This is a genomic window from [Mycoplasma] gypis (genome assembly GCF_016924775.1).
GTDB classification, from domain to species: domain Bacteria; phylum Bacillota_I; class Bacilli_A; order Mycoplasmatales; family Metamycoplasmataceae; genus Metamycoplasma; species Metamycoplasma gypis.
Genome location: NZ_JAFFTD010000001.1, coordinates 39,485 through 62,153, shown reverse-complemented (window position 1 = coordinate 62,153; position 22,669 = coordinate 39,485). Strand labels below are relative to the sequence as shown.

Below are 22,669 nucleotides of genomic sequence, written 5' to 3'. Positions count from 1 at the left end.
AATATTATTAATGTATTAAAAGTAGTGCGGTTTAATTAACAGAAAATATCTAAATCTTTAGGAATAATATCTACACCTTCTTTAAGAAGGAGTTCAACAAAGTCATAAACCATTATCATTGCCATAACATCGTTATGACAATATTTTTTTAATTCCGAAACAATATCGTTTCATTTGTTGTCACCCAGAACACCTGTATAGCGTGAAATAGCACAATTCATTGCCATCATTCCGTTTTGAACTTCCAACTCTTTATATGGTGTAATCATGTGTTCAAGCTGTAGTTTAGATTTTGTAACAATCTTTTCAATCTTTTTAATACTTGAAAGCCCTTTTAACTGATGAAGACTGATTTGTTTTTTATACATATTGAATACGTTTTCTAAATCAATACACTTTTCGTCACTAATTAAGTCGTTTACCATTAGTTCAAGTTTTTCTAAAAAGGTTTGATCAATCTCAGGATAGTCAGGATTATAAGAAGCAAGATAAGCCATTTGCAGGATTTCTTTTAATCTTGTGTTTTCATATGATTTATTATAAACAACATAACCTTTGGCGTTTGGGTCGTAAATTTTAGCAATAAAATCCAAATATTGAACAATTGAAAGTTTTTGAGGATCAATAACAATATCTTCAGAAGAAATTATTTGATTATTAATAGTTTTAATCACACTTACTTGGAATACAACTTGACCATAAGGATTAACATAGTCAAGAGTTGGATAAGGCATTGAAAAACCTTCAAAGTCATATCATACAATTAAATCTTCTTTTGAGCGTAGTTTTTCAATTGTGTACAACACTGCTTCTTCATTAATTGAAGATTTTTTTTCAAGAATGTTTTTTAATAAAATGTTGGTTTTTTCATTTTCAACATTAACTTCCCCTTCTTCAAAAAAATGTTTCTTTACATTTAAAAGCAGCTTGCCATTCATATTTAAAAAAATTGGGTTAAAAGCATTAAAAATTAAATTTGTTTTTGTTTTTTTAGGCTCATCTCACACTGAAGAACCATCATCAGCACTAACAGTGTATAATGAATTAAGATTTTGAATTTTATTTACTGTACTCACAAAATCTTCAATCGGTTTTGCTCAAATTTTTTTCATTGTTCCATTATCTTTGAAAATAAATTCATCAAAGAAAATTGTTTTATTGTCATCAAGAGTTAACACAAAATCTGAAGTACTTTTGGAAGTATTTGTTCGATCAGCATAAACTAAATCAATTTTTTGTTTTCTCGCTTTTGCCTTATCTTTATTCAAAATCAAAACTAAGTATTTTTGGACATCAACACCTTGATTTTTAGCAACATTAACTTGTCAATAGCCCTTAAGTTGATTTTTTAAAGCTGATTTAGCAACAGGCACAAAATCAATGATTGTTTTTTGGTCTTTTTTGTAAATGTTTGGAGTTGCTAAACAGTTTTCTCATAAAAATACTGGATTAACAATAATTTTTATAGCAGGATTATTTAAAGCTTCTTGAGTTTGAAGAATTTTATTTTCAGTGTTTAATGTTGAAGATAGATAAAAAATTTCTTCAGTTTTATATCCTTCGATAGCTTTTGATACCATTGCTTGTGAAAGTGAATTAAAAATTTTTTGAACCGAATCTAAACGGTTTTGTTCAACAATAAATTTATTTGATTCTTGTTGTTCTATTCTAATTTTTTCTTGTAATGATTCAGCGTTTTGGTGTTCAGAATCATTGAAAAATTTTTGTAAATCGCTTCATTCATTACCATTTGCCATATCTTCTTCATCATCAATATCAATAAATTCTTCATTTCTTTGATTAAAGTTATGTCAAAAATCTTCTTCACTATATCTTAATCAGTATAGTGAAGAAGTATTGAATTTAAAATAGTCACGATATCTATAGTAAGTCTTTTTCATATAAGACTACTTTCTTTTCTTCGTATCATTTCATAAGTAGTTGTAGTCATTGTTCTTCATTTTGACATTTTAAATATGCAATTAAGTCTGAATCAACAACAGGATTATACTGTGGAGAAATTCCTGATTCTGAATATTCTTTGAATCATTGTTCAATTTTATCAAGATCATCTTTTGCTTGTTTTTTATCTAATTTTTGAATGAATTTATATGAAAAACGAGTATTTACATCTAAGTTTTCTGGTTTTTGATAATCTTCTTCGCGTAAGAAGATAGCAAAAATTCCCCAAAAATCAGCCCCGATTAAATATGAATACAATTGAGCTTGTTTAATATAAGAAAGATTTGGTCCAGAAGCCTCTCAAGCATCTTTTTTCTTTTCTCCTACAGTTTTAATTTCAATAATCATATTTTTGGATTCTATATAACCATCGGGAATTCCCCCAATATATTTATTTTTTCCTTTGAAGAAATCATAATTATATTTTTTTACGTCAAAGGTTTGAATGTCAACATGAGCTTCGGTAGCAAGTTTATTAATTATCTTTGGTTCAAGCGCAACCCCTGCATCAACATATTTAGAATCAAGCATGGGTAAAGATAAACGACTAATATGACAAAAAGCTTGAAACTGATTATTGAAAATATCAGTTTCAAGAACCTTTCCAGCAGTAGAACCCCCAATTTTTTTAAAAGCACCAAAATCACCAGGTTCTTTTGATAAAAGTTTTTGATGATATTCTTTTGCTAAATAAACACGTTTTTGTTCTTCATCTAATGTGTAATGAATTCCATTAAAAACAGTTCTTTTAAATTTGTTTTTCAGTATCTGTTCAATTATCATTTTTTTCTTCCTTGTTATCTTCATTAAAAGTTACTTCTTCATATTTATCTTGAATTGTTTCTCAAATATATGACACGTCAGCATTAGGATTTTTTATTCTTAACATTTTAATGTGTTTGTGTGCTGTTGTCGCATCATAAATAGCTTTATATGTCGAATGTGTATTGCGTTCTCAGTTTTCATATTCACTTATAACTGTTTCATCGATTTCTGATTCTTTTAAATTCGGTAAGTAACAGTGTATGATTTCATGTAACAATGAAAAATAAATATAACTTTCTCGTTTATATTTATCACTTAAGAAAATAAATCTTTTGGCACCTTTTTTCAAGGTTATACTTTTAATTTTTGAATCTGCTAAGAAACGTTTAGTTACTAAAACAATTCCTTTTGTTGCTAAAAACTTTTTGATTTCGGTAGTTTTATCTAAAAATTTTGCATCACTTGACATAATGTTTAAAACTTTTTTAATTGTTGTATGATACTGAGAATTTCTGAAATTTCCAATATTTAAACCATCATAATCAAGTCCAAGTTCACATAATCTGATTCAAACATAAGAATTTGGGTCTGATTGATATTTTTGAGAATCTGCCAAAATATGTTTTTCTAAATATTCTTTATAGTCAAGAAGATTAGAAACTCCATAGAATCTTTTTAATTCCATTAATTTTTGTCAATCTTCCATTTCTTTTTTGATATAAAAACCGTAAACAAGGCTAATATCGGCGTGTCTAATCAAGAAGTCCAAACCAAATTCTGAAAAAATTATTTTAATTTGTTCTCCCATCTCAGCGGCTTTTAACTTATTGCGATAAACCATGTAGCGTTCTGAAAAATAACCTGGATGAAGATGGAATGCGTTTTCTAAACCTTCCAAAATGCTTGTTGTAAGTTCTGAAATTTCATCATTTAATATTGAATTCATGTGTTTTAAGCTTAAACCAAGTCGCATTGCTAATTCTTTTTGCGACATTTCATTCACTTTTAAGTAGTATTTTATTTCGTCACTAAAATTTTCGTATATTCCTTTTAAATTCATAAACTTCCTTGCTAATTACTATACTTATTATTATAAGTATAAAAAGTATATTATGCGAAAAAAACCAATAAATTTTTCAATGAAAATGCATGTTTTTTGCAATTTTTTTTGAAAAAAAATAAATCTTTTTTAGCATTTTTTGAGAAAAATACACAAAAAAAGTTCTATTGCTATTATAGCAATAATCACTAAAAGCTTTGTTTTTTAAGGGCTTTTATTGTTTTTTTTGGAAAATGCGTATATGTTTTGAAATTATTTAACCTGTTCTTTATTTAAAAAAAATAAACAAAAAGTTGGAATTAATCCAACTTTTTATATTATTAATCTTCTTCGACTTTAACTTTTCCACCACGTTTTTTGATGATTTCGTCTGCCAAGTTTTTAGGCATTTTTTCGTAGTGGTCAAATCACATTTGGTAATTTCCACGACCTGCTGTCATTGAACGTAAGTCTGTTGCGTAACCAAACATTTCACTTAATGGAATGAATGATTTAATAACGTGAACACCATCTGAACGTGTTTCATCTCCACGAACTTGTCCACGACGACGTGAAATATCTCCCATGATATCTCCGAAGTAGTCTTCTGGAACTGTTACAGCAACGTCCATGATTGGTTCTAATAGAACTGTTCCAAGTTGTTCTTTACCTTTTGTAAGTGATTTAGAAGCAGCAATTTTATATGCTAATTCTGATGAATCGACTTCATGGTATGATCCATCAAATAAGGTAGCTTTAATATCGATCATTGGATAACCAGCAAGAATACCGATTTCCATTTTTTCAACAAGACCTTTTTGAATTGATTTGATATATTCTTTAGGGATTTTCCCACCAACAATTTTATCAACGAATTCAAAACCACCATCTGGATTAGGTTCATATTTAATTCATACGTGTCCGTATTGTCCTTTTCCACCTGATTGTTTCTTGTGAATTCCTTCAACTTCAGCTGTTTTGGTAATTGTTTCACGGTATGAAACTTGTGGTGCTCCAACGTTAACGTCAACACCGAATTCTCTTCTTAGACGGTCAACGATAATGTCTAAGTGTAATTCTCCCATTCCAGCGATAATTGTTTGACCTGTTTCTTCATCTGTGTATGTTCTAAAGGTTGGGTCTTCTGCTGAAAGTCTTTGTAGAGATAATGAAAGTTTTTCTGTTGCAGCTTTTGAAGATGGTTCTAAAGCTTGAGAAATAACAGGTTCTGGGAATTCCATTTTTTCTAAAACGATTTCTGGAGCTTTTTCAGCGATTAAAGTATCTCCTGTTGTTGAACAGGTTCTGGGAATTCCATTTTTTCTAAAACGATTTCTGGAGCTTTTTCAGCGATTAAAGTATCTCCTGTTGTTGTTGATTTTAGACCAACAGCAGCAGCGATATCTCCTGTTCTAACTTCTTCAATATCTTCACGTGAGTTAGCGTGCATTTGTAAAATACGGCTAATTCTTTCTTTTTGGTCTTTTGTTGAGTTTTTAACGTAGCTTCCTTTTTCAAGTACTCCTGAATAAACACGGAAGAATGTTAAGTTTCCAACATAAGGGTCATTCATAACTTTGAATGCTAGTGATGCAAAAGGTTCATCATCTGATGGGTGAACTTCAACTTCTTGATCACCATTGTGTCCTTTAATTGCAGGAATATCTAATGGTGATGGTAGATAGTCAACAGCGGCATCAATCATTAATTTAACACCTTTGTTTTTGAATGCTGTTCCACAAACTGCAGGGAAGAATTCTGATGTTAAAGTAGCTTTTCTAATTGCTTGTTTTAATCTTTCAGCAGGAATTTCTTCACCTTCTAAAACCATCATCATGATTTCTTCGTCGAAGTCTGAAACTGCTTCAACTAATTCTTGACGCATGATTTGTGCTTCTTCTAGTAAATCAGCAGGAATTTCGATGTCTTTCATTTTTTCTTCTGGTTGTCCATCGAATTCGTATGCTCTCATTTCTACTAGATCAACGATTCCGTTAAAATGTGTTTCTTCTCCAATGTTTAATTGGATTGCGTGACAGTTACCATTTAAACGGTTACGAACTGAAGCAACTGATTCTTTGAAGCTTGCTCCAGCTTTATCCATTTTGTTAACGAAAACAATTCTAGGAACTTTATAAGTTGTAGCTTGTCTTCAAACTGTTTCTGTTTGTGGTTCTACTCCTGATTGAGCATCAAGAACTGCTACAGCACCATCAAGTACACGTAGTGAACGTTCAACTTCAACTGTAAAGTCAACGTGTCCTGGTGTATCGATGATATTAATTCTTTTACCTTTTCAGAATGCTGTTGTAGCAGCAGAAGTAATTGTAATACCTCTTTCTTGTTCTTGAACCATTCAGTCCATTTGGCTTTCCCCTTCGTGGGTTTCACCGATTTTGTGAATTTTTCCTGTGTGGAATAAAATTCTTTCTGTTGTTGTTGTTTTTCCGGCATCAATGTGAGCCATAATTCCAATATTACGATAGTCTTCTAAACGAACTTGTCTTGCCATTTTGTATCCTTAGTAATAAATTATCATCTAAAGTGTGCAAAGGCTTTGTTTGACTCAGCCATTTTGTGTGTGTCTTCACGTTTTTTAATTGATCCACCAATTTTGTTTGATGCATCAATAATTTCGTTTGCTAAACGTAAATCCATTGTTTTTTCACTTCTTAGACGAGAATATTGGATTAATCAACGTAGTGCTAGTGTTTGTTTTCTTCTAGCTGAAACTTCAACTGGAACTTGGTAGTTACTTCCACCAATACGACGTGATCTGATTTCTAATTGAGGTGTGATGTTTTCAATAGCTTGATTGAAAACTTCCATTGGGTCTTTGTTTGTTTTTTCTTTAACAATGTCGAATGCAGAATATAAGATTTGTTCAGCGATAGATTTTTTACCATCTAACATAATTCCGTTAATTAATTTAGTAACAATTTTTGAGTTAAAAATTGGATCTGCTAAAACATCACGAACTGGTGCTGAGTGTTTTCTTGACATATTTTCTCCTTAATATTTTTTAATAATAATTTTTGATTAAATATTTACTAAATTAATTACTATTTAGCTGCTTTAGGTTTTTTAGCACCGTATCTTGAACGACCTTGTTTACGGTTATTAACACCTGCTGTATCTTGTGTTCCACGAACGATTGTATAACGAACCCCTGGTAAGTCCTTAACTTTTCCACCTCTGATTAGAACTACTGAGTGTTCTTGTAAGTTATGTCCTTCTCCTGGGATATATGCTGTAACTTCCATTCCGTTTGAAAGTCTTACCCGAGCATATTTACGAGTTGCTGAGTTAGGTTTTTTAGGTGTCATTGTCCCAACCCTTGTACATACACCACGTTTGAATGGTGCAGGTATTTTCTTATCTTTTTTTAATAATGAGTTGTATGAGAATAATAAAGCAGGAGCTTTTGGTTTAACTACTTTATCTTTACGCCCATTATTGATAAGTTGACTAATTGTAGGCATTTTTTCCTTTCCTTTTTTAATTTAATATTTTATGAATCGATATTTATGCAAAATAAATATTCATAATTATACAACAACATACCCGGTGCACCAAATTATTTTTATATTTTTTTCTTTAAAATTTATAAATAAAAAAAGCGCGTAGATCTACGCGCTTTTTAATATTATTAATTAAAGATTTTTTTGCAATTTTATTCAAGTGTTTGCTGAAAGTAATTCAAGAAATTCTCAAATTGTTAATTGTTTTTCTTGATTATCAATTAAGAAATTAAATTTTCCAATTGGATCACTTGTTAAGAAAGTCATTTCTGTCGTATTAATGAAGCTCAATGTTGAACGACGACGACTTTGTCTTGAATAAGGTGAAAATGTTCTTGGTTGAATATTGTTTGCTTGAATTTCTTTGACAACTTGATTTTTTGAATCAACCGCTTCCATTCATTTAATTTGATTATCAATTGTTGAAGAATAATCGCGATCGTAATCAATTTCTTGAGTTACATTTTGGCTAAAAACGTCGCCATAAAGAGTAAAGTTTTGAGTATATTCTTTATAATAACCGCTGATAAAAGCAATCTTTAAAGCGAAGTTATAAGCATCTTTTGTATTGATATTATTTAAATTTTCATATGTATTTAAGTAAGATGAAAACATTTTAAATACTTGACTATTTCTTTGTCTTAGTAAAGAGTTTTCAATATTAATATTAGCTGGAATTTCTGTTGAATATTGAGTATAAATTTCGTTTTTTAGTTTTTTATTTCAGTTTGGATCATTGTATTTTTTATCACTAAATTCTTTTTTATAAACAATAAATGAATATATAAATAATGCTAAGCATAAAATAATTGGCAAACTAATTCATAATGTATAAACAACAATGTCTACAACTTTGTTATTTTTAAAATCCGCTTTAGCGACTAAAAAATAAATTCCAACAGCAACACATATAAGTGCGAATACTATTAATAAAATTAAATTTACAAAATAACTATCTTTACCTTTTAAACCATAAATATATGGTTTTTTTAATTTATCACCCAAAACATTTTTAATTTTTCAAATGCTTTTTTTGTAATTCATCACAAATTTAATTGATATAAAAAAGAGAATAGCAATTAAAATTAATGCGATTAAGTACATTGAATTAGCGCCATAAAAAGATTGGCTGTTTTTTGATGCTTCTGTTGTTTCTTGAAAATTAGTTAACATCTTCTTTTCCTTTTTGTTGATTATCTTTTTCAATGTAAATCATTGCTATTTTTGCTTTTAATTTTAAATCACTCATATTTTCGGGTTCAAAAATATTTAACATTGAAGCCATTTTTAATAAATCTTCACGCGAAATATCTTTTAATTTTTTTCAATATTTTGAATCTTTTAAAGGTGGATATTCGTTAAAAAGTTCTTGTTCTTCGCTTGAATATTGTGATGCAGAGTTTTTTTGTTGAAATTCTGCTGATTGTTGTTCATTATTTACAGTATTTTGAGGTTGAGTTTGAAATGGGAAAAATGGAAATTGTTGGTCAGTATTTTGATTTTGTTGGTTTTTAACAATAAATTCTTGAAATTCTTTTTGTTTTTGTGCAGCTTCTGCAAGTCTAAATTGTTTAGAAATTTTTGCACATTTTCTTCCGAAAACAAAGTATGCCAACGATAGTAAGACCATTGAACATACCAATGCTATTCCGCTTAAATCATTTGAACCAATAATACTAATTTGTTTAAATACTTGTCAATTAAATACAAAGAAAATAAATGATACTGAAAACAGACCAAGGTAAAATCCTGAACTGAATTCATTAAAATTTTTCTTTTTCATTGATTGCATTCAGTTTTTAACATAGAAGAAAATTACTACTGTTAACAACAACACAAATACTCAGCTTGTTGATAAACTATATCTTCATTGATTTTCTGGAGTTAATTGAGCTGAATAATTTTTTTGATCTTGTAAAAATATAGAAATTTTGTCAATATAAAATTCTTTTTCAACAGTTATGTAAATAGCAGAAAAAAGTGCTAAACCAAAACCAATCAATATGATAATGAAATAAAGGACGAAATAAGGTCTAATTTTACTTTTTTCGTCTTTCATTAATTCTTCTTTGGTAGGGACGTTTTCTAAAAATGGAAACATTAAAATCCTTTCTTTTATTAATTTAAATTATAACACTAATTTAGCACTCTAATAATTAAATTGCTAATTATTCATCATATCCTTTAAGACGAATATCTTTATCCATTTTTCATGGCATAGGTTCTTCGAATTCCATATATTGACCATTTGGATGAGTAAATGAGATTTTGTAAGCATGTAGTCTTTGCTTGAAATGGTCAATATCTTTACCATAAACAGGATCGCCATAAACAGGGTGACCAATGTAGCTTAAATGAACTCTAATTTGATGGGTACGACCTGTTTTCAATTCACATTCAACTAATGTTTTTTCTTGTTCACGAATTTTTACATATTCTAAAACTGTTACTTTGGTTTGTGCGGGTTTTGAATTTTGTTTTGTTACTGCCATTTTTTGACGATTTTTAGGATCTCGACCAATTGGCAAATCAATATTGGTAATTTTATTTTCGATTACACCATCCACAATTGCTAAGTAACGACGATTAATTTTATGGTCTTTTAATTGAGCAGCAAGAAAACGGTGGGTTTGATTATCTTTTGCAACAAGCATTAAACCACTTGTGTCTTTATCAAGTCTGTGAACAATCCCAAGTCTATTTAAACCATTTTCGTTACTTAAATTATTTTTAAAATGATACATTAATGCATTAACCAATGTATCTTTATAATTACCTGGTGCTGGGTGAGTTACCATTCCAGATTTCTTATTAATAACTAATAAATAATCATCTTCATAAATAATTTGAATTGGCAAGTCTTGAGCTTCAATATTAACTTGTTTATCAATTAATTTTTCAATTTCAATAACTTGTCCTTCATTAACGACAAATTTATTCTTATTAATTTTTACACCATCAACACTTACTGCACCTTCTGCTATTAAGGCTTGAGCATCATTTCTGGTGATTTCTGAGTTATTAGTTATATATTTATCTATTCTTTCACTGTAATTTACTTCGATTTTTAGCATAGAGAAATTATAACAAAATAACAAAACTAATTTTTTATATGATTTTGTGAATTTAAAACTAATTTTTTTTAAAATATTATTTAATGAAAGAAATTGAAATTAAAAAATCTCGCTTTATAGCAATAAAATACAATGTAAAAAGCGAAAATGAAGTTCAACAAATATATTTGCAATTAAAAAAAGAACACAAACGTTCACGTCATGTTTGCTATGCATACAGAATTTTTGATAATGGACGTTGATACGAAAAAGGTTTTGATGATGGTGAACCAAAAAATACTGCTGGTTTGCCACTTTTAACTTTATTAAGAAATAAAGAAGCACAAAACATAGCAGTATTTGTTATTAGATATTTTGGTGGAATTTTGCTTGGTCGTTCAAAATTACCTGGAGCTTACATAAAAAGCGCTAAACTTGAACTTGATTAAGTTCTTGATATTTCTTTTCGTAGTCACTAAATAATATTGATTGATTAAAGAAAAACAGTTTAAAAAAGAAGAAACTCATTTTATCTTTTTTAATCATTTCAGGATTAATTGAAAACATTTTTCAATATGCCATTTCAAATGTTAAAACAAGTGGATATAAAATTATGGTTCAAAAAATCAAAATATCTTCACTGATTGTAATAATTGACAAAATAAAGGAATATTTTGAACTAAATTTTGTCGCAACTAAAAAAATTCAACTGCAGACAATGATTAGAAGTGATATTAAAATCACAAGAACAAATATAAATAAAGATATTTTAGCTCGCTGATTAGCTTTTTTTAAATCCTCTGGTGTAACTTTTGTATCTTTACTTTTTAAATATGCACTGAAATATTTTTTGTTAAAAAAATTAGTTCTTAAGAAATATTTATCTAGTAAATCTTTTTTTTGTTTTTTAATAACAAAGTCAATGTTTTTTCTCCTGTTTTTTCTTGTTAAAAAAATACCAATCATTCATAAGCAAAAACTTAAAACAAAGCCAAAAATTGCTAAATTTAGTTGTACATACAAATCAATTTCTGTATAACTAACCAAGAAATTTGTTGCGCAGCAAATAATTAATAAAAGCAAATTAAAAAAATATAAAACTTTTTGTCTAAACATCTTAATATTATTAATAATTAATATGATAAGTATTCTTAATTAATTACAACTGTAATCGGTCTTGATTGAAATTCTTGAATTTTCTTTTCAACTATTTTTAGCATACTATTGACTACGGCTGTACCTCAGTTATATCAATATAATTTATTTTTTATTCCTTTTAGAATTTTTTTTAACTTTAAAAATTTTTCATTTTGAAGTTTGTCTTTTTTGTTGTCATTGACGAAAGAAGGTTTATCCGGTATTTTTGGTAAATCTATAATAATCATTTTTTTCCTTAATTTTTCATATATTTAAATACATAAGAAATTGTAATTTATTTATATGCAAAACATTGAATTATTTTATGAAATTATAGATTTAATATACCCAGAATTAAAAAACACATCGCTATTCATGCTAGTTTATCTCATTAAACACAAAACTTCATAAATAGAATTCCAAATGATATTGATATTGTATATTTTAGTGACAATAAAATGAAAATAAATAATATTATGGATTTTTCCAAAAAAACTTATTTCTGATTTTAGAAAAAAATCACAATATCCAATCTTATTGACAATGATATTTTTTTATAAATGTAAATTATCTATAAAAACACAATAATTAAAGTTGAATTTTTAAAAACAAAATATCTTCTTGAATTATTAATTATTTTGTGACATATTAGGTTATAAAAAATAGCGATTTAGAAATCGCTATCACAACTATTTACATGAACATGATGTTTCAGAGTTGTTTTCACATTTACAACTTGAACAATCTTGTTTACATGAAGATTTTTTACATTTGAAAAGTTTTTTAAATTTACAAAAAATTCCCATTTTGAACTCCTTTTTGAATAAAAATGTGTTTTTATCGTTTTATATTATATATATATTTTTCAAAAGGGGCAATTCTTTATTAAAAAAAATAACGATTAAAAGTTTTGTTTTCTTTTTTTCTTGTTATGTTAATTTTTTATGTATTTTTTATGATTCGTTATCGTAAAAAATATTCGTTTCTTTATTCATTTGTTTTTCAATGTTTAATATTTAAATATTTTTTTGACTTTTTTTAACAAAATGAAATTTTTTTTACAAAATTCCGCTAATAAAATAAATGTAAAATCATGGACTTATAAAAGCAAATAAAATAAATATAACACCTATTGATATTCAAAATTTATTTGTGTTTTATTGATTTCTGTAACTAAATCAGAACTATTCAAACTATCATAATGCGAATTAAAGATAACCGCAAAGCCGCTACACAATTTATGGACAGTATAACGTTAAAAATAGTTCAATTTCTTATAAAAATGGATATTTATTTTATTGGTTTTTATTCGTTATTTTCAAAATGTTTTTGAAATAATAACAGTCATTATTTTTGTTTCGTATTAAATTTATTCTAAAAAGTAACTTGTGAAATAAATAAAATAACAACGAAAAGAAAGTTAATAATAAAAAGAGAAAAAGAAATTAAATATTGAATTGGTAGACAATAGATTATTGCTTTTAGATAAAAAAATAGCGATTTTTCAACCGCTATGTAAATAATATGTTAGCAATACTGCTTTATTTAATTAAAACTGTATATTCTTTATCTTCTAAGTTGTGTTTGCTTTCAAATTCTTTTCAGAAATCTTCATTTTCTAAAAAGTCTTCGTATTTATCTGAATCAACATTACTTGCAAAAACATTATGCATAATACCTAAACTGTTTTTTAATTTTTCATCATTAGAAATTACAATTATTCTTGCTTTTGGACGATATTTAGAAATTACTTTTAAATCTTTTAAATCATCTGTTGCAATAATGATTGCTTCTTCGTTTGAAGAATATATTTCTTTTGCCAAATCATAGGCTCATTGTTCTTCTTCATCTGAAATTTCTAATACACTGTCTAAATATTCTGTATAGTTTTTTGAATCATTAAATAAATCTTCCATTGCTTGCTGATTGACTTTATTCATAATTTTAACTGCTTCAACAGGTCAAGACCCTGATGCTGTTTCACCACTTAGCATTGTTGCATCAGCACCTAAAACGTTAGCTCAGTAAATGTCACTTACTTCTGCTCTTGTTGGTAATGGATTTTTTTCCATTGAATCAAGCATTTGAGTTGCAACAATTACTTCTTTGTTTAGTTTATTACATTTTTTAATAATCATTCTTTCAACATTTGGCACCATGTAATAAGGAATTTCAAGTCCCAAATCACCACGTGCAATCATAATTGAGTCACTTGCTTCAATAATTGAATCAATATTATTAATAGCTGTTTGTGATTCAATTTTTGAACAAATTTTAATATGGCTTCCTCCATTTTCGTTTAGGAAGCTTCTTAATTCTTGAATGTTTTCTTTTGAGTTAACGAAACTTGCCGCAATAATATCAACACCGTATTCAATTCCAAATAAAACATCATCTTTATCTTTTTGCGATAAGAACGGTAGTGAAAAGTCTACACCAGGAATGTTAATTCTTTTATTAGTTTTTAAATTGTGTGAATTACTTGTTAGAACTTCTACAACATTGTCATAAATTCTGGTTACAACAGTTTTCAATTTACCATCATCTAATAGAACAACATCGCCTTCTTTTAAGTCATTATGCATTTCATAAGACACACAAACTTCTTTGTTATTTCCAATAAATGTTGAATAAATTGTTGAGTCACAAATTAATTTTAAAGTTTGGTTTTTTTCAATCAATTGAATGTCGTCTTGCATTTTACCAATCCGAATTTCAGGACCTTTTGTGTCAAGTAATAATGAAAGATTAATATTTAAATCTTTAGCCACTTGTCTTGCTGTGTCATATTTTATTTTGTGTTCTTTTCCACTACCGTGGCTAAAGTTAACTCTAATACATGTAATTCCGTTTTGAACTAATTGTTTTAAAGTGTCATAATTATCAGAAGCGGGTCCGATAGTTGCAACGATTTTTGTTTTTTGATTTTCGTTCATGTTTCTCCTAAATATTTGATATTTTTATTTTACATGTTTTATATTAAAATTAGAATACAATAAGGAGAAAAAATGCCAAAATTTAATCGTATATTTATGATTGTTACTGATGGTTTAGGAATTGGTCCTGAACCAAGACAAGAAGAATTCGGGGATAAGGGTGCAAATTCATTTTTACACGCATCTGAAGCTCTTCCATTTAATATTCCAACATGAAAAAAATTAGGGATAACTGAAGTTGCTCAAATGGCTGGTCATGTTGCAAGAAATAAAAATCCTTTAGCGTATGTCGGAAGAATACACGAACTTTCAAACGGCAAAGATACACTAACAGGTCACTGAGAAATGATGGGTATTTTAACTACTCAACCTAACCCACAATTTATTGAAAACGGGTTCCCACAAGACATGTTAGATGCGCTTTCAAAAGCATGAGACGGAAGAAAATTAATTGGTAATCGTGCGGAAAGTGGAACAGTTATTCTTAAAGAACTTGGACAACGTTCAATGGAAACAGGTGAAATCATTGTTTATACTTCTGCCGATTCAACTCTACAAATTTGTGGACACGAAGAAACTCTAGGACTTGATAAATTAAATGAGTATGCTAAAAAAGCACGTGAAATTTGTTCATCAAATCCTGACTGAAACGTTGCGAGAGTTATTTCAAGACCTTACATCGGAAAAGATGGTGACTTTACAAGAACATTTAACCGTCATGATCACGCAAACAAACCACCTAAAAAAACACTTTTAGAATTTTTACAAGAAAAAGGTGTTGAGACAATTGGTGTTGGTAAAATTAAAGATATTTTTTCAGGAGTAGGTATCGATACAATTTACGGACCTGCAAGTGACGATGAAAATATGGATATTGCAATTGATATTGCTTCTTCAGAATCAAAAAATCAATTCGTTTTTGTTAACTTAGTTCAATTCGATAGTCACTACGGACACCGTCGTAACCCAATTGGGTACAGCGAAAATATTTCACATTTAGATGTTAAATTAGCAAAATTAATTAATGCAATGAAAGATGATGACTTATTAATTATGACATCTGACCACGGAAACGACCCATCATGAAAAGGCAGTGACCACACAAGAGAAGCATTGCCATTAACAGTCTTTTCTAAATCATTTAAAAAACCAAGTGTATTCAAGCAACCTCTAATGGGACTTGGAACAGCAGGTAACATCGTTGCTCGTAACTTTGATTGTCCTTTAATTGAAACAGGTGAAGATATTTTTGACCAATTAGTATAATTTAAATAAACCCTTCACTGGGTTTATTTTTTTATTAAAAAACGCAAAAATAGACAAATTGTTTAAACAAAAGCATTAAATTAAATATTAATTTATTAGGTTATATATAATTAAATAACTATGGAAATAAAAAAAATTACACTTGGTAAATACTTGGATACATGAAAAAAGCTTATAGTTCCCGCTTTCCAAAGAGATTATTGTTGAGAAGAGCAACAAATTCAAGAAATATTTGAAAAGATTCAAAAATCTAAAAAGAATATTTTTTTAGGAATGATTACTTTAAAAAAAGAAGGTGATGATACATTTTCTATTATTGATGGTCAACAAAGGTTAACTACTTTATTTCTTATTTTGTTGTTTTTAATAAACTTTCAAAACATTGCCAACAATGATCATTACAATATTATTTTTAAAAATCAAAATGATTATACACAATTTAAAAATATTAATGACATTCTGAAAAAAATGAAAAACAAAGAAGAAGTGATTGACTTGTTTGTTCCTAAAAATAATTTTATGGAGAATGCATTTTTAACTATTAAAAACTATTACCAAAAAATAGTATCAAACTACCAAGAAGCACACTTTCTTGTTGAAAAAATAAAAAATATCGAAATGGGTTTAATCTTATTGGATGATGAAGAAAATGATGATAACCCTTCTGAAATTTATCGTACAATAAATGCTACCGGAAAAAAACTTAGTCAAGTAGATTTAATTAAAAACTTTCTATTAATGAATGATATAAATGACGAAAATTTTGAAAAATGAAAAAAGATTGACAACATATTAAAAAATGACACAAAAGATAAAGAATTGTTCTTTTTAAACTATTTAGTTTATGATGATAACGCTTCACAATTGAATATTAAAAAAACATATGACTATTTCCTAAATGTTGACAAATATCGAAAACAAAACAAAACATTTATTTTAAATAATTTAAATAAGTATCTCGAAATGTATAAGATTCTCCTTAATCAAAAATATGATAAATATAATGAAAGAATTAATAATTCTTTGGAAAATTGAAGAGAAGTCAATATGTTTGATGCAGCTCCGTTTTTAATTAAAGTCATGGAAAAATATGATAACAAAAAAATAGATGAAGAAGAGTTTACAAGAATTGTAGATTTAATAACTTCATATCAAGTAAGAATTCAACTTTCAGGAAAGAACGCTAACACTAAATTCCTGTTTAAGAAACTAGATGAAATTATCGAAACAGAAATGAAAATAAGCCAGCAAAATGATGATTCTAACAAAAAAAGAAATATTTTACTAAGTGATTTTTTATCAGACTTCTTAAGAAACAGTATCGAAAAACGTGGTTATAGAGATGCAAAGCTAATAAGTGATGATGAGTTATTAAGTTACTTAGAAGTAGTTCCTTTTTATGTTGATAAAAAATCTAATAAATTTGCTAAATTCATTCTCAATAAGATCGAAACCTTTGAAAGCCAAGAAAAAATTAAGATTCTTAATTATGATGATATACAGTTAGAACATATAATGCCAAGAATATTAGATAAGGAAAATATTTGAAAAAATGAATTGGGTATCGATTGAGAAAAGATTCACAACGAAAATTTACACCTTCTAGGAAACATAACATTAACCGCAAAAAATCAAGAAATTTCCAACAAATCTTTTGCTAAAAAGAAAGCTTTATATAAAGAATCAAAATATTCAAATATCAATAATTCTATTTTAAATAAAAATAAATGAACAGAGAATGAAATTAAAAATCGAACAAAATTGCTTGTTGATAAAATAACAAAAATATACCCTGTACCTAAATTAAAAAATGTAAAAAGGGAAGAAAAAACATTAGACAAAACAATTACTATTAATACAGCGGATGAAAATATTACAGGTTTTAAAATATCTAAAATTAAAAATGAATGATTTTATTTAGATAAACCTTCAGTAGCGCTTTTTTTCAAATCTGTTGCAAAAGAGCTATACAAATATTATCCAGAAAAGTTTAAAGAATTATGTGAAAGTGATGAATGTAAATTTTTGATTACAAAAGAATTTTTTGAAAATTTAGACAAAACCAGCAAGGTTATTTGCAACTTAGATAAAAATGTTCTTTTAGACTTCCATGGAAGCTCTAAAGAATTATTAAGAAGAACGATAAGCTTAATAAAAGAAATAGACGAAAAGTTATTAGAAGACTTTAAAATTGAAATAAAATCAAAAAAGTAATTTCGAAACAATAAAAATGTTAAATATTTTTTTAGATTTTGTATTTTTGCACAAAAAAAGCGTTCTAAACAGAATGCTTTTTTTGTGCAACTTACTAGAGTTACAAATTTTGCTATGTTTTGTTTATATTTTCAGTAAAAACTTTGTTTTTCAAAATAATATCATAAATGAGAAGATTGTTAAAAATACTGAAAACATCACTGCATCTAATGTGCCTGAAAATATGGTTCTAAAAAATAATAAAGGTATCAAGCAATGATATCATTTGTTATTTTTAAAAACAAGAATAATAAATTGAATAATATACCCAGTTATTAAATAAACATATGGTACTGCTCAAAGTGTCATTGTACTTATACTAAATTTGTTCTCCCTTTAATATAATTGTATTAAAATCTACTGTGCCAATATTTTTTGTTGACAATATTACATAAGTTACCAGTAATATCAAGATAATAATTAAGTCTATTAATAATGTTCAGTTAAAAATTTCGAACCAAGTTTTTTCGGAATGAAGATTTCAAATTTCAGTAGTATGCATAATAATTTTCTTTCAGCATATTGAAATATTTTTCAACATTATTTTAAATAAAAACCACCCTTAATTAGGGTGGCATTAAGTATTAATATTAGTGAAGTAAATATTTTTTGATGATATTATCAAAACGATATAAATAATCAATTATCGCTTCGCCAAGTCCGTTTTGTTCAACGGCTGAAGTGTAATATTTTGCATAAGGAAATACTTTTGGTTGTGAATTTGCCATTGCATATGAATAACCACAAATTGAAAGCATACTAATATCGTTTCCACTATCTCCAGCTGCCATAACATCTGCTAGTGTGTGTGCTGGATAGAAGTTTTTTAAAAGGTATTCAATAGCCTGCCCTTTTGAAATATCTTTTGGCATAATTTCAATAGTTCCGTGAGTTACAACAATATTGTCATATATTTTATTAAGATCTGCAATAACATCTGGATTTTTTTCTGTGTCGTTTCAGAATTCAAATTTTGCAATTTTCTCAATTTTTTGATTTTTGTATTCCTGAACAATACTTGCACCTTCTTCAGTATCAAAGTGATATTTTTTAACAATCACTAATTCTTCAGGAGTGCAATTTAAGTAAAAATATTCTTGCGAATTAAAGAAAATTAATCTTAATTTTTTGTTTTGTGCATAAGCAATAATTTTTTGTGAAACTTCATCATCAATATACTTTTCTAAGATCATTCTTTTTTCAACATTATCATAGATTTGAGCTCCTGAAGAAGCAATAATAAATCTTGCATTTAAATAATTCGCAATATTATGTACTCTTTCAAATAAAGGATTACCTGTTGCTAAATTAAAATCAGCGGGGTTAAAGTTTTCAGATGATTTAGTAATTGCAAAATCAATATCTTTTTTGGTTGTGTCCAGAACTTTAAAACTTGTGTTGTATAGGGTTCCATCCATATCGCTGAAAATCAATGGTTTAATTTGTTTATTCATGTTATTTCCCTTTCTCTATTTATATTAAATATTTTAACCCAAAGAATAAAAAAATGCTAATTGAATGGGTCTTACCAATTAGCATTAAGGGTTTTATTATTTTTAGAAAATTTTATTAGTTAGCTTCTGTTTCTTCATCTTTTGAAGAATTATTCATGTTATTCATCATGTTTTCTAAATCTTCAGGTTTCATTCCTGATTTTTCCATTTGTTCTTGGAAAGCTTTCATTTGCGCTTCAAAAGCATCTATTTTTTCTTTTAATTCAGTTCATTTTTTTTCATCGAATAAATCTTTTAATTCTTTTAATTCAGCTTGTGCTTTAGTTTTTTGATCTTCATTAAATTTATCTTTTTGTTGTTCGTATGATTTTTCTAATTGATTGATAAAACTTTCAGCTCTAACTTTAGTTTCAATTTCTTCACGACGTTTTTTATCTTCTTCACGATTTTCTTCAGCATCTTTAACCATTTTTTCAATTTCTTCTTCAGAAAGTTTTGAAGAGTTTTGAATTGTAATTGTTTGCTCTTTGTTGGTTTTTTTGTCTTTTGCTGTTACTGTAGTAATTCCATTAACATCAATGTTAAAGCTTACTTCGATCTGTGGAACTCCACGAGGAGCTGGATCAATTCCTTCTAAATTAAATTGACCTAAAATTTTGTTATCGTAAGCCATTTGTCTTTCACCTTGAACAATAACGATTGATACTGCTGTTTGATTGTCACTTGCTGTTGAGAATACTTGTGATTTTGAAACTGGAATTTTTGAATTACGTGGTATTAATGGTGCAACAATTCCACCTTCTGTTTCAATACCTAATGTTAATGGTGTAACATCAAGTAGTAAAATATCATCAATTTCACCAGCTAAAACTCCACCTTGAATTGCAGCTCCCATTGCAACAACTTCATCTGGGTTTACTGAGTGGTTAGGTTTTTTGTTTAATACTTTTTCAACTAGTTCTTGAACTGCTGGCATTCTTGTTGAACCACCAACTAGTAAAACTTCGTCTAAGTCTGAAGCTGAAATTTTTGCTTCTTTAAGTGCATCTAGAATTGGTTTTTTAACTCTTTCTAGTAAATCTTCAGTCATTTTTTCAAAATTTGAACGGCTTAACTCAAGTTCAACGTTAATTGGTCCATCTTCTGTAACTGCTAAGAATGGTAACGAAATTGAAGCAACTGATGATGATGAAAGCATGATTTTTGCTTTTTCAGCTTCTTCTTTTAATCTAGCCATTGCCATCTTATCATTTCTAGGGTCATATTTATATTCTGATTTAATTTGTTCAACCATTCAGTTAACAATTTTATTATCTCAATCATCTCCACCTAGGTGATTGTCTCCTGAAGTTGATAGAACTTGGAATGTTCCTTCTTCCATATCTAAAACTGAAACGTCGAAGGTTCCTCCTCCTAAGTCAAATACTAAAACTTTTTGGTTTTCTGATTTCTCTTTATCAATTCCGAATGCTAGTGCAGCAGCTGTTGGTTCGTTAATAATTCTAACAACATCCAATCCAGCAATTTTACCAGCATTTTTAGTTGCTTCACGTTGTGCATTATCAAAGTAAGCTGGTACAGTAATAATTGCTTTTTTAACTGAGTGACCAACTTTTTTTTCTGCATATTCTTTCATATAAGAAAGAATCATTGCACTAATTTCTTCAGGTGTATATTCTTTATTATTAACTTTAACTTTTTCACTTGTTCCCATTAATCTTTTTACTGATGCAACAGCATTAGGGTTTGTTTCAAGTTGTCTTTTTGCTACTTCTCCAACAATTGTTTCTCCATTTTTGAAACTTACTACTGATGGAGTTGTTCTTTTACCGTTTGGATTTTCTAAAACTTTTGGTTGTTTGTTTTCAATAATAGATACAACTGAGTTTGTTGTTCCTAAGTCAATTCCTAAAATAACTTCTTTAGCCATTTTGTTCTCCTTTATTTAACATAACATTATTTTTAATTTTGGCTCGATGACGTTATCAACATCAAAGATAACTATATTTTACCACATTTTTAGCACTCTTGCTAAATTAGTGCTAATTTTTTTAAAAAATATTTTTGGTGTTCTTTTTTCTTCCTTATACATAAATAAAAACTACAGCCAAATAGCTGTAGTCATTAAAAATTAATTATTTACGAAAGTCAATAACCGCTCTACCTAAAAATTCGCCTTTTTCAAGTTTTTCAAAAATTGATGCAACATCTTCTAGTTTTACAATTTTTGTTACTTCTGATTTTACTAGCCCTCTTGCTGCATAATCTAATGCTTCTTCTAAATCTTTACGTGTTCCAACAATTGATCCCGCTAATTCTCTTTCACAAAGAACAGTTCAGAATACTGAAACAGGAAATTCATCTTTACCTAAACTATCTTTTGCTGGTAGTCCCACTAAAACTTGACGTCCCCCCCGACGTAGCATTTGCATTCCTTGATATGCTGCTGGTGTTGCTACAGAAGTATTAACAACTGCATGAACACCACCTTTTGTAACTTCAATAACTTTTGCAACAACATCTTCTTTTTTAGAATTAAATGCATATTCAGCACCAGATTTTTTAGCTAGTTCACATTTTTCATCAGTTAAATCTATTCCAATAGGACGATATCCCATTGCTTTAGCATATTGAATAGCCATTTGTCCTAGTCCACCAACTCCAATAATAGCAACATATTGCCCTGGTTTTAGCTTAGCTTGTTTTACAGCTTTATAAGTTGTTACACCAGCACAAACAACTGGAGCTCCTGTAATTAAATCTAATTCTTTAGGAACAATACCAACATAATCTTCATGTCCAATCGCATATTCAGCAAAAGAACCATCTTTAGTATAAGCTGACATATTTTGGGTTGGACATAATGTTTCTTTTCCGGTTAAACAATATTCGCAGTGCCCACAAGCATCATGTAATCATGCTAAGCACACTCTATCTCCAACTTTTAGGTGAGTACATCCAGGACCTAATTTTGTGATAATGCCAATTCCTTCATGACCTGGAATAAGTGGATATTTAGGTTCTACTAATCAATCAAAATTAGCAGCGTGTAAATCTGTGTGGCAAATTCCACTTGTTTCCATTTTAATTAAAACTTCTTTTTCTTTAGGTTCAGGAATATCTACTTCCTCGATACTTCATTTACGTGGTGAACGCACCACGAAAGCTTTCATCTTTTCTGACATCTTGTTTCCTTCTTTCCTTCATTCTACCCTCATTATAATACCGGTTAATTTTTTGTCAATCAGAAAAAGATTTGTTTTTTTAGAAAAATTATTAGCTT

17 protein-coding genes and 1 pseudogene are annotated in these 22,669 nt (G+C 28.2%); 3 read left to right on the top strand and 15 right to left on the bottom strand.

Features of this window, described 5'->3' with window-relative positions; all coding sequences use genetic code 4:
• Positions 1-35: 35 nt before the first annotated feature.
• The 9 genes and pseudogenes from JV175_RS04255 to JV175_RS00205 form a co-directional block, all read right to left on the bottom strand.
• Positions 36-1,901: a UU173 family protein gene (locus tag JV175_RS04255; RefSeq protein WP_205498192.1), complete on the bottom strand. Its 1,866-nt coding sequence runs from the start codon at positions 1,899-1,901 to the stop codon at positions 36-38.
• A complete protein-coding gene (locus JV175_RS00240; RefSeq protein WP_205498191.1) occupies positions 1,882-2,745 on the bottom strand; it encodes an MAGa7180 family putative nuclease in 864 nt (287 codons plus the stop codon). The genes JV175_RS04255 and JV175_RS00240 overlap by 20 nt, the downstream gene beginning before the upstream one ends.
• Complete coding sequence (locus JV175_RS00235) at positions 2,711-3,787, bottom strand: helix-turn-helix domain-containing protein (RefSeq protein WP_205498190.1); 1,077 nt, start codon at positions 3,785-3,787, stop codon at positions 2,711-2,713. The genes JV175_RS00240 and JV175_RS00235 overlap by 35 nt, the downstream gene beginning before the upstream one ends.
• Before the next feature lie 320 nt (positions 3,788-4,107).
• Positions 4,108-6,278 (bottom strand): annotated as a pseudogene (fusA, locus tag JV175_RS00230) (elongation factor G).
• 20 nt (positions 6,279-6,298) lie between these two features.
• Positions 6,299-6,769, bottom strand: a complete 471-nt coding sequence (gene rpsG / locus JV175_RS00225) for a 30S ribosomal protein S7 (protein WP_205498188.1) — start codon at positions 6,767-6,769, stop codon at positions 6,299-6,301.
• 59 nt (positions 6,770-6,828) lie between these two features.
• A complete protein-coding gene (gene rpsL / locus JV175_RS00220; RefSeq protein WP_205498186.1) occupies positions 6,829-7,248 on the bottom strand; it encodes a 30S ribosomal protein S12 in 420 nt (139 codons plus the stop codon).
• A gap of 171 nt (positions 7,249-7,419) precedes the next feature.
• Positions 7,420-8,460 carry a hypothetical protein gene (locus tag JV175_RS00215; RefSeq protein ID WP_205498184.1) on the bottom strand — a complete coding sequence of 347 codons (1,041 nt, stop codon included), beginning with the start codon at positions 8,458-8,460 and terminating at the stop codon, positions 7,420-7,422.
• On the bottom strand, positions 8,450-9,388 hold the full coding sequence (locus JV175_RS00210) for a hypothetical protein (RefSeq protein WP_205498182.1): 939 nt from the start codon (positions 9,386-9,388) through the stop codon (positions 8,450-8,452). The genes JV175_RS00215 and JV175_RS00210 overlap by 11 nt, the downstream gene beginning before the upstream one ends.
• 67 nt (positions 9,389-9,455) lie before the next feature.
• Entirely contained in the window at positions 9,456-10,361 is a 906-nt protein-coding gene (locus tag JV175_RS00205) for an RluA family pseudouridine synthase (RefSeq protein ID WP_205498180.1), read from the bottom strand.
• A gap of 83 nt (positions 10,362-10,444) precedes the next feature.
• Between JV175_RS00205 and JV175_RS00200 the strand changes: the two genes are divergently transcribed.
• Positions 10,445-10,789 (top strand): YigZ family protein, encoded by a 345-nt coding sequence (locus tag JV175_RS00200; RefSeq protein WP_205498179.1) that lies wholly within the window; start codon positions 10,445-10,447, stop codon positions 10,787-10,789.
• Here the strand turns inward: JV175_RS00200 and JV175_RS00195 are convergent.
• The 3 genes from JV175_RS00195 to pyk all read right to left on the bottom strand — a co-directional run bounded on the left by JV175_RS00195 (position 10,770) and on the right by pyk (position 14,413).
• On the bottom strand, positions 10,770-11,456 hold the full coding sequence (locus JV175_RS00195; RefSeq protein ID WP_205498176.1) for a hypothetical protein: 687 nt from the start codon (positions 11,454-11,456) through the stop codon (positions 10,770-10,772). The genes JV175_RS00200 and JV175_RS00195 overlap by 20 nt on opposite strands.
• 35 nt (positions 11,457-11,491) lie before the next feature.
• Positions 11,492-11,725: a hypothetical protein gene (locus tag JV175_RS00190; protein ID WP_205498174.1), complete on the bottom strand. Its 234-nt coding sequence runs from the start codon at positions 11,723-11,725 to the stop codon at positions 11,492-11,494.
• Between the two features lie 1,293 nt (positions 11,726-13,018).
• On the bottom strand, positions 13,019-14,413 hold the full coding sequence (gene pyk, locus JV175_RS00185; protein WP_205498172.1) for a pyruvate kinase: 1,395 nt from the start codon (positions 14,411-14,413) through the stop codon (positions 13,019-13,021).
• 72 nt (positions 14,414-14,485) lie between these two features.
• Between pyk and JV175_RS00180 the strand changes: the two genes are divergently transcribed.
• The gene (locus JV175_RS00180) at positions 14,486-15,679 is read left to right on the top strand and encodes a phosphopentomutase (protein ID WP_205498170.1); all 1,194 of its coding nucleotides are present in this window, start codon (positions 14,486-14,488) and stop codon (positions 15,677-15,679) included.
• Positions 15,680-15,799: 120 nt separating this feature from the next.
• On the top strand, positions 15,800-17,893 hold the full coding sequence (locus tag JV175_RS04250; RefSeq protein WP_205498168.1) for a DUF262 domain-containing protein: 2,094 nt from the start codon (positions 15,800-15,802) through the stop codon (positions 17,891-17,893).
• 629 nt (positions 17,894-18,522) lie between these two features.
• On the opposite strand, the gene JV175_RS00170 is transcribed toward JV175_RS04250, so the two are convergent.
• The 3 genes from JV175_RS00170 to adhP form a co-directional block, all read right to left on the bottom strand.
• Entirely contained in the window at positions 18,523-19,386 is an 864-nt protein-coding gene (locus tag JV175_RS00170) for a Cof-type HAD-IIB family hydrolase (protein WP_205498166.1), read from the bottom strand.
• A 115-nt stretch (positions 19,387-19,501) separates the two neighbouring features.
• A complete protein-coding gene (dnaK, locus tag JV175_RS00165) occupies positions 19,502-21,316 on the bottom strand; it encodes a molecular chaperone DnaK (protein ID WP_205498164.1) in 1,815 nt (604 codons plus the stop codon).
• 205 nt (positions 21,317-21,521) lie between these two features.
• A complete protein-coding gene (gene adhP / locus JV175_RS00160; RefSeq protein ID WP_205498673.1) occupies positions 21,522-22,559 on the bottom strand; it encodes an alcohol dehydrogenase AdhP in 1,038 nt (345 codons plus the stop codon).
• Between the last annotated feature and the right edge of the window lie 110 nt (positions 22,560-22,669).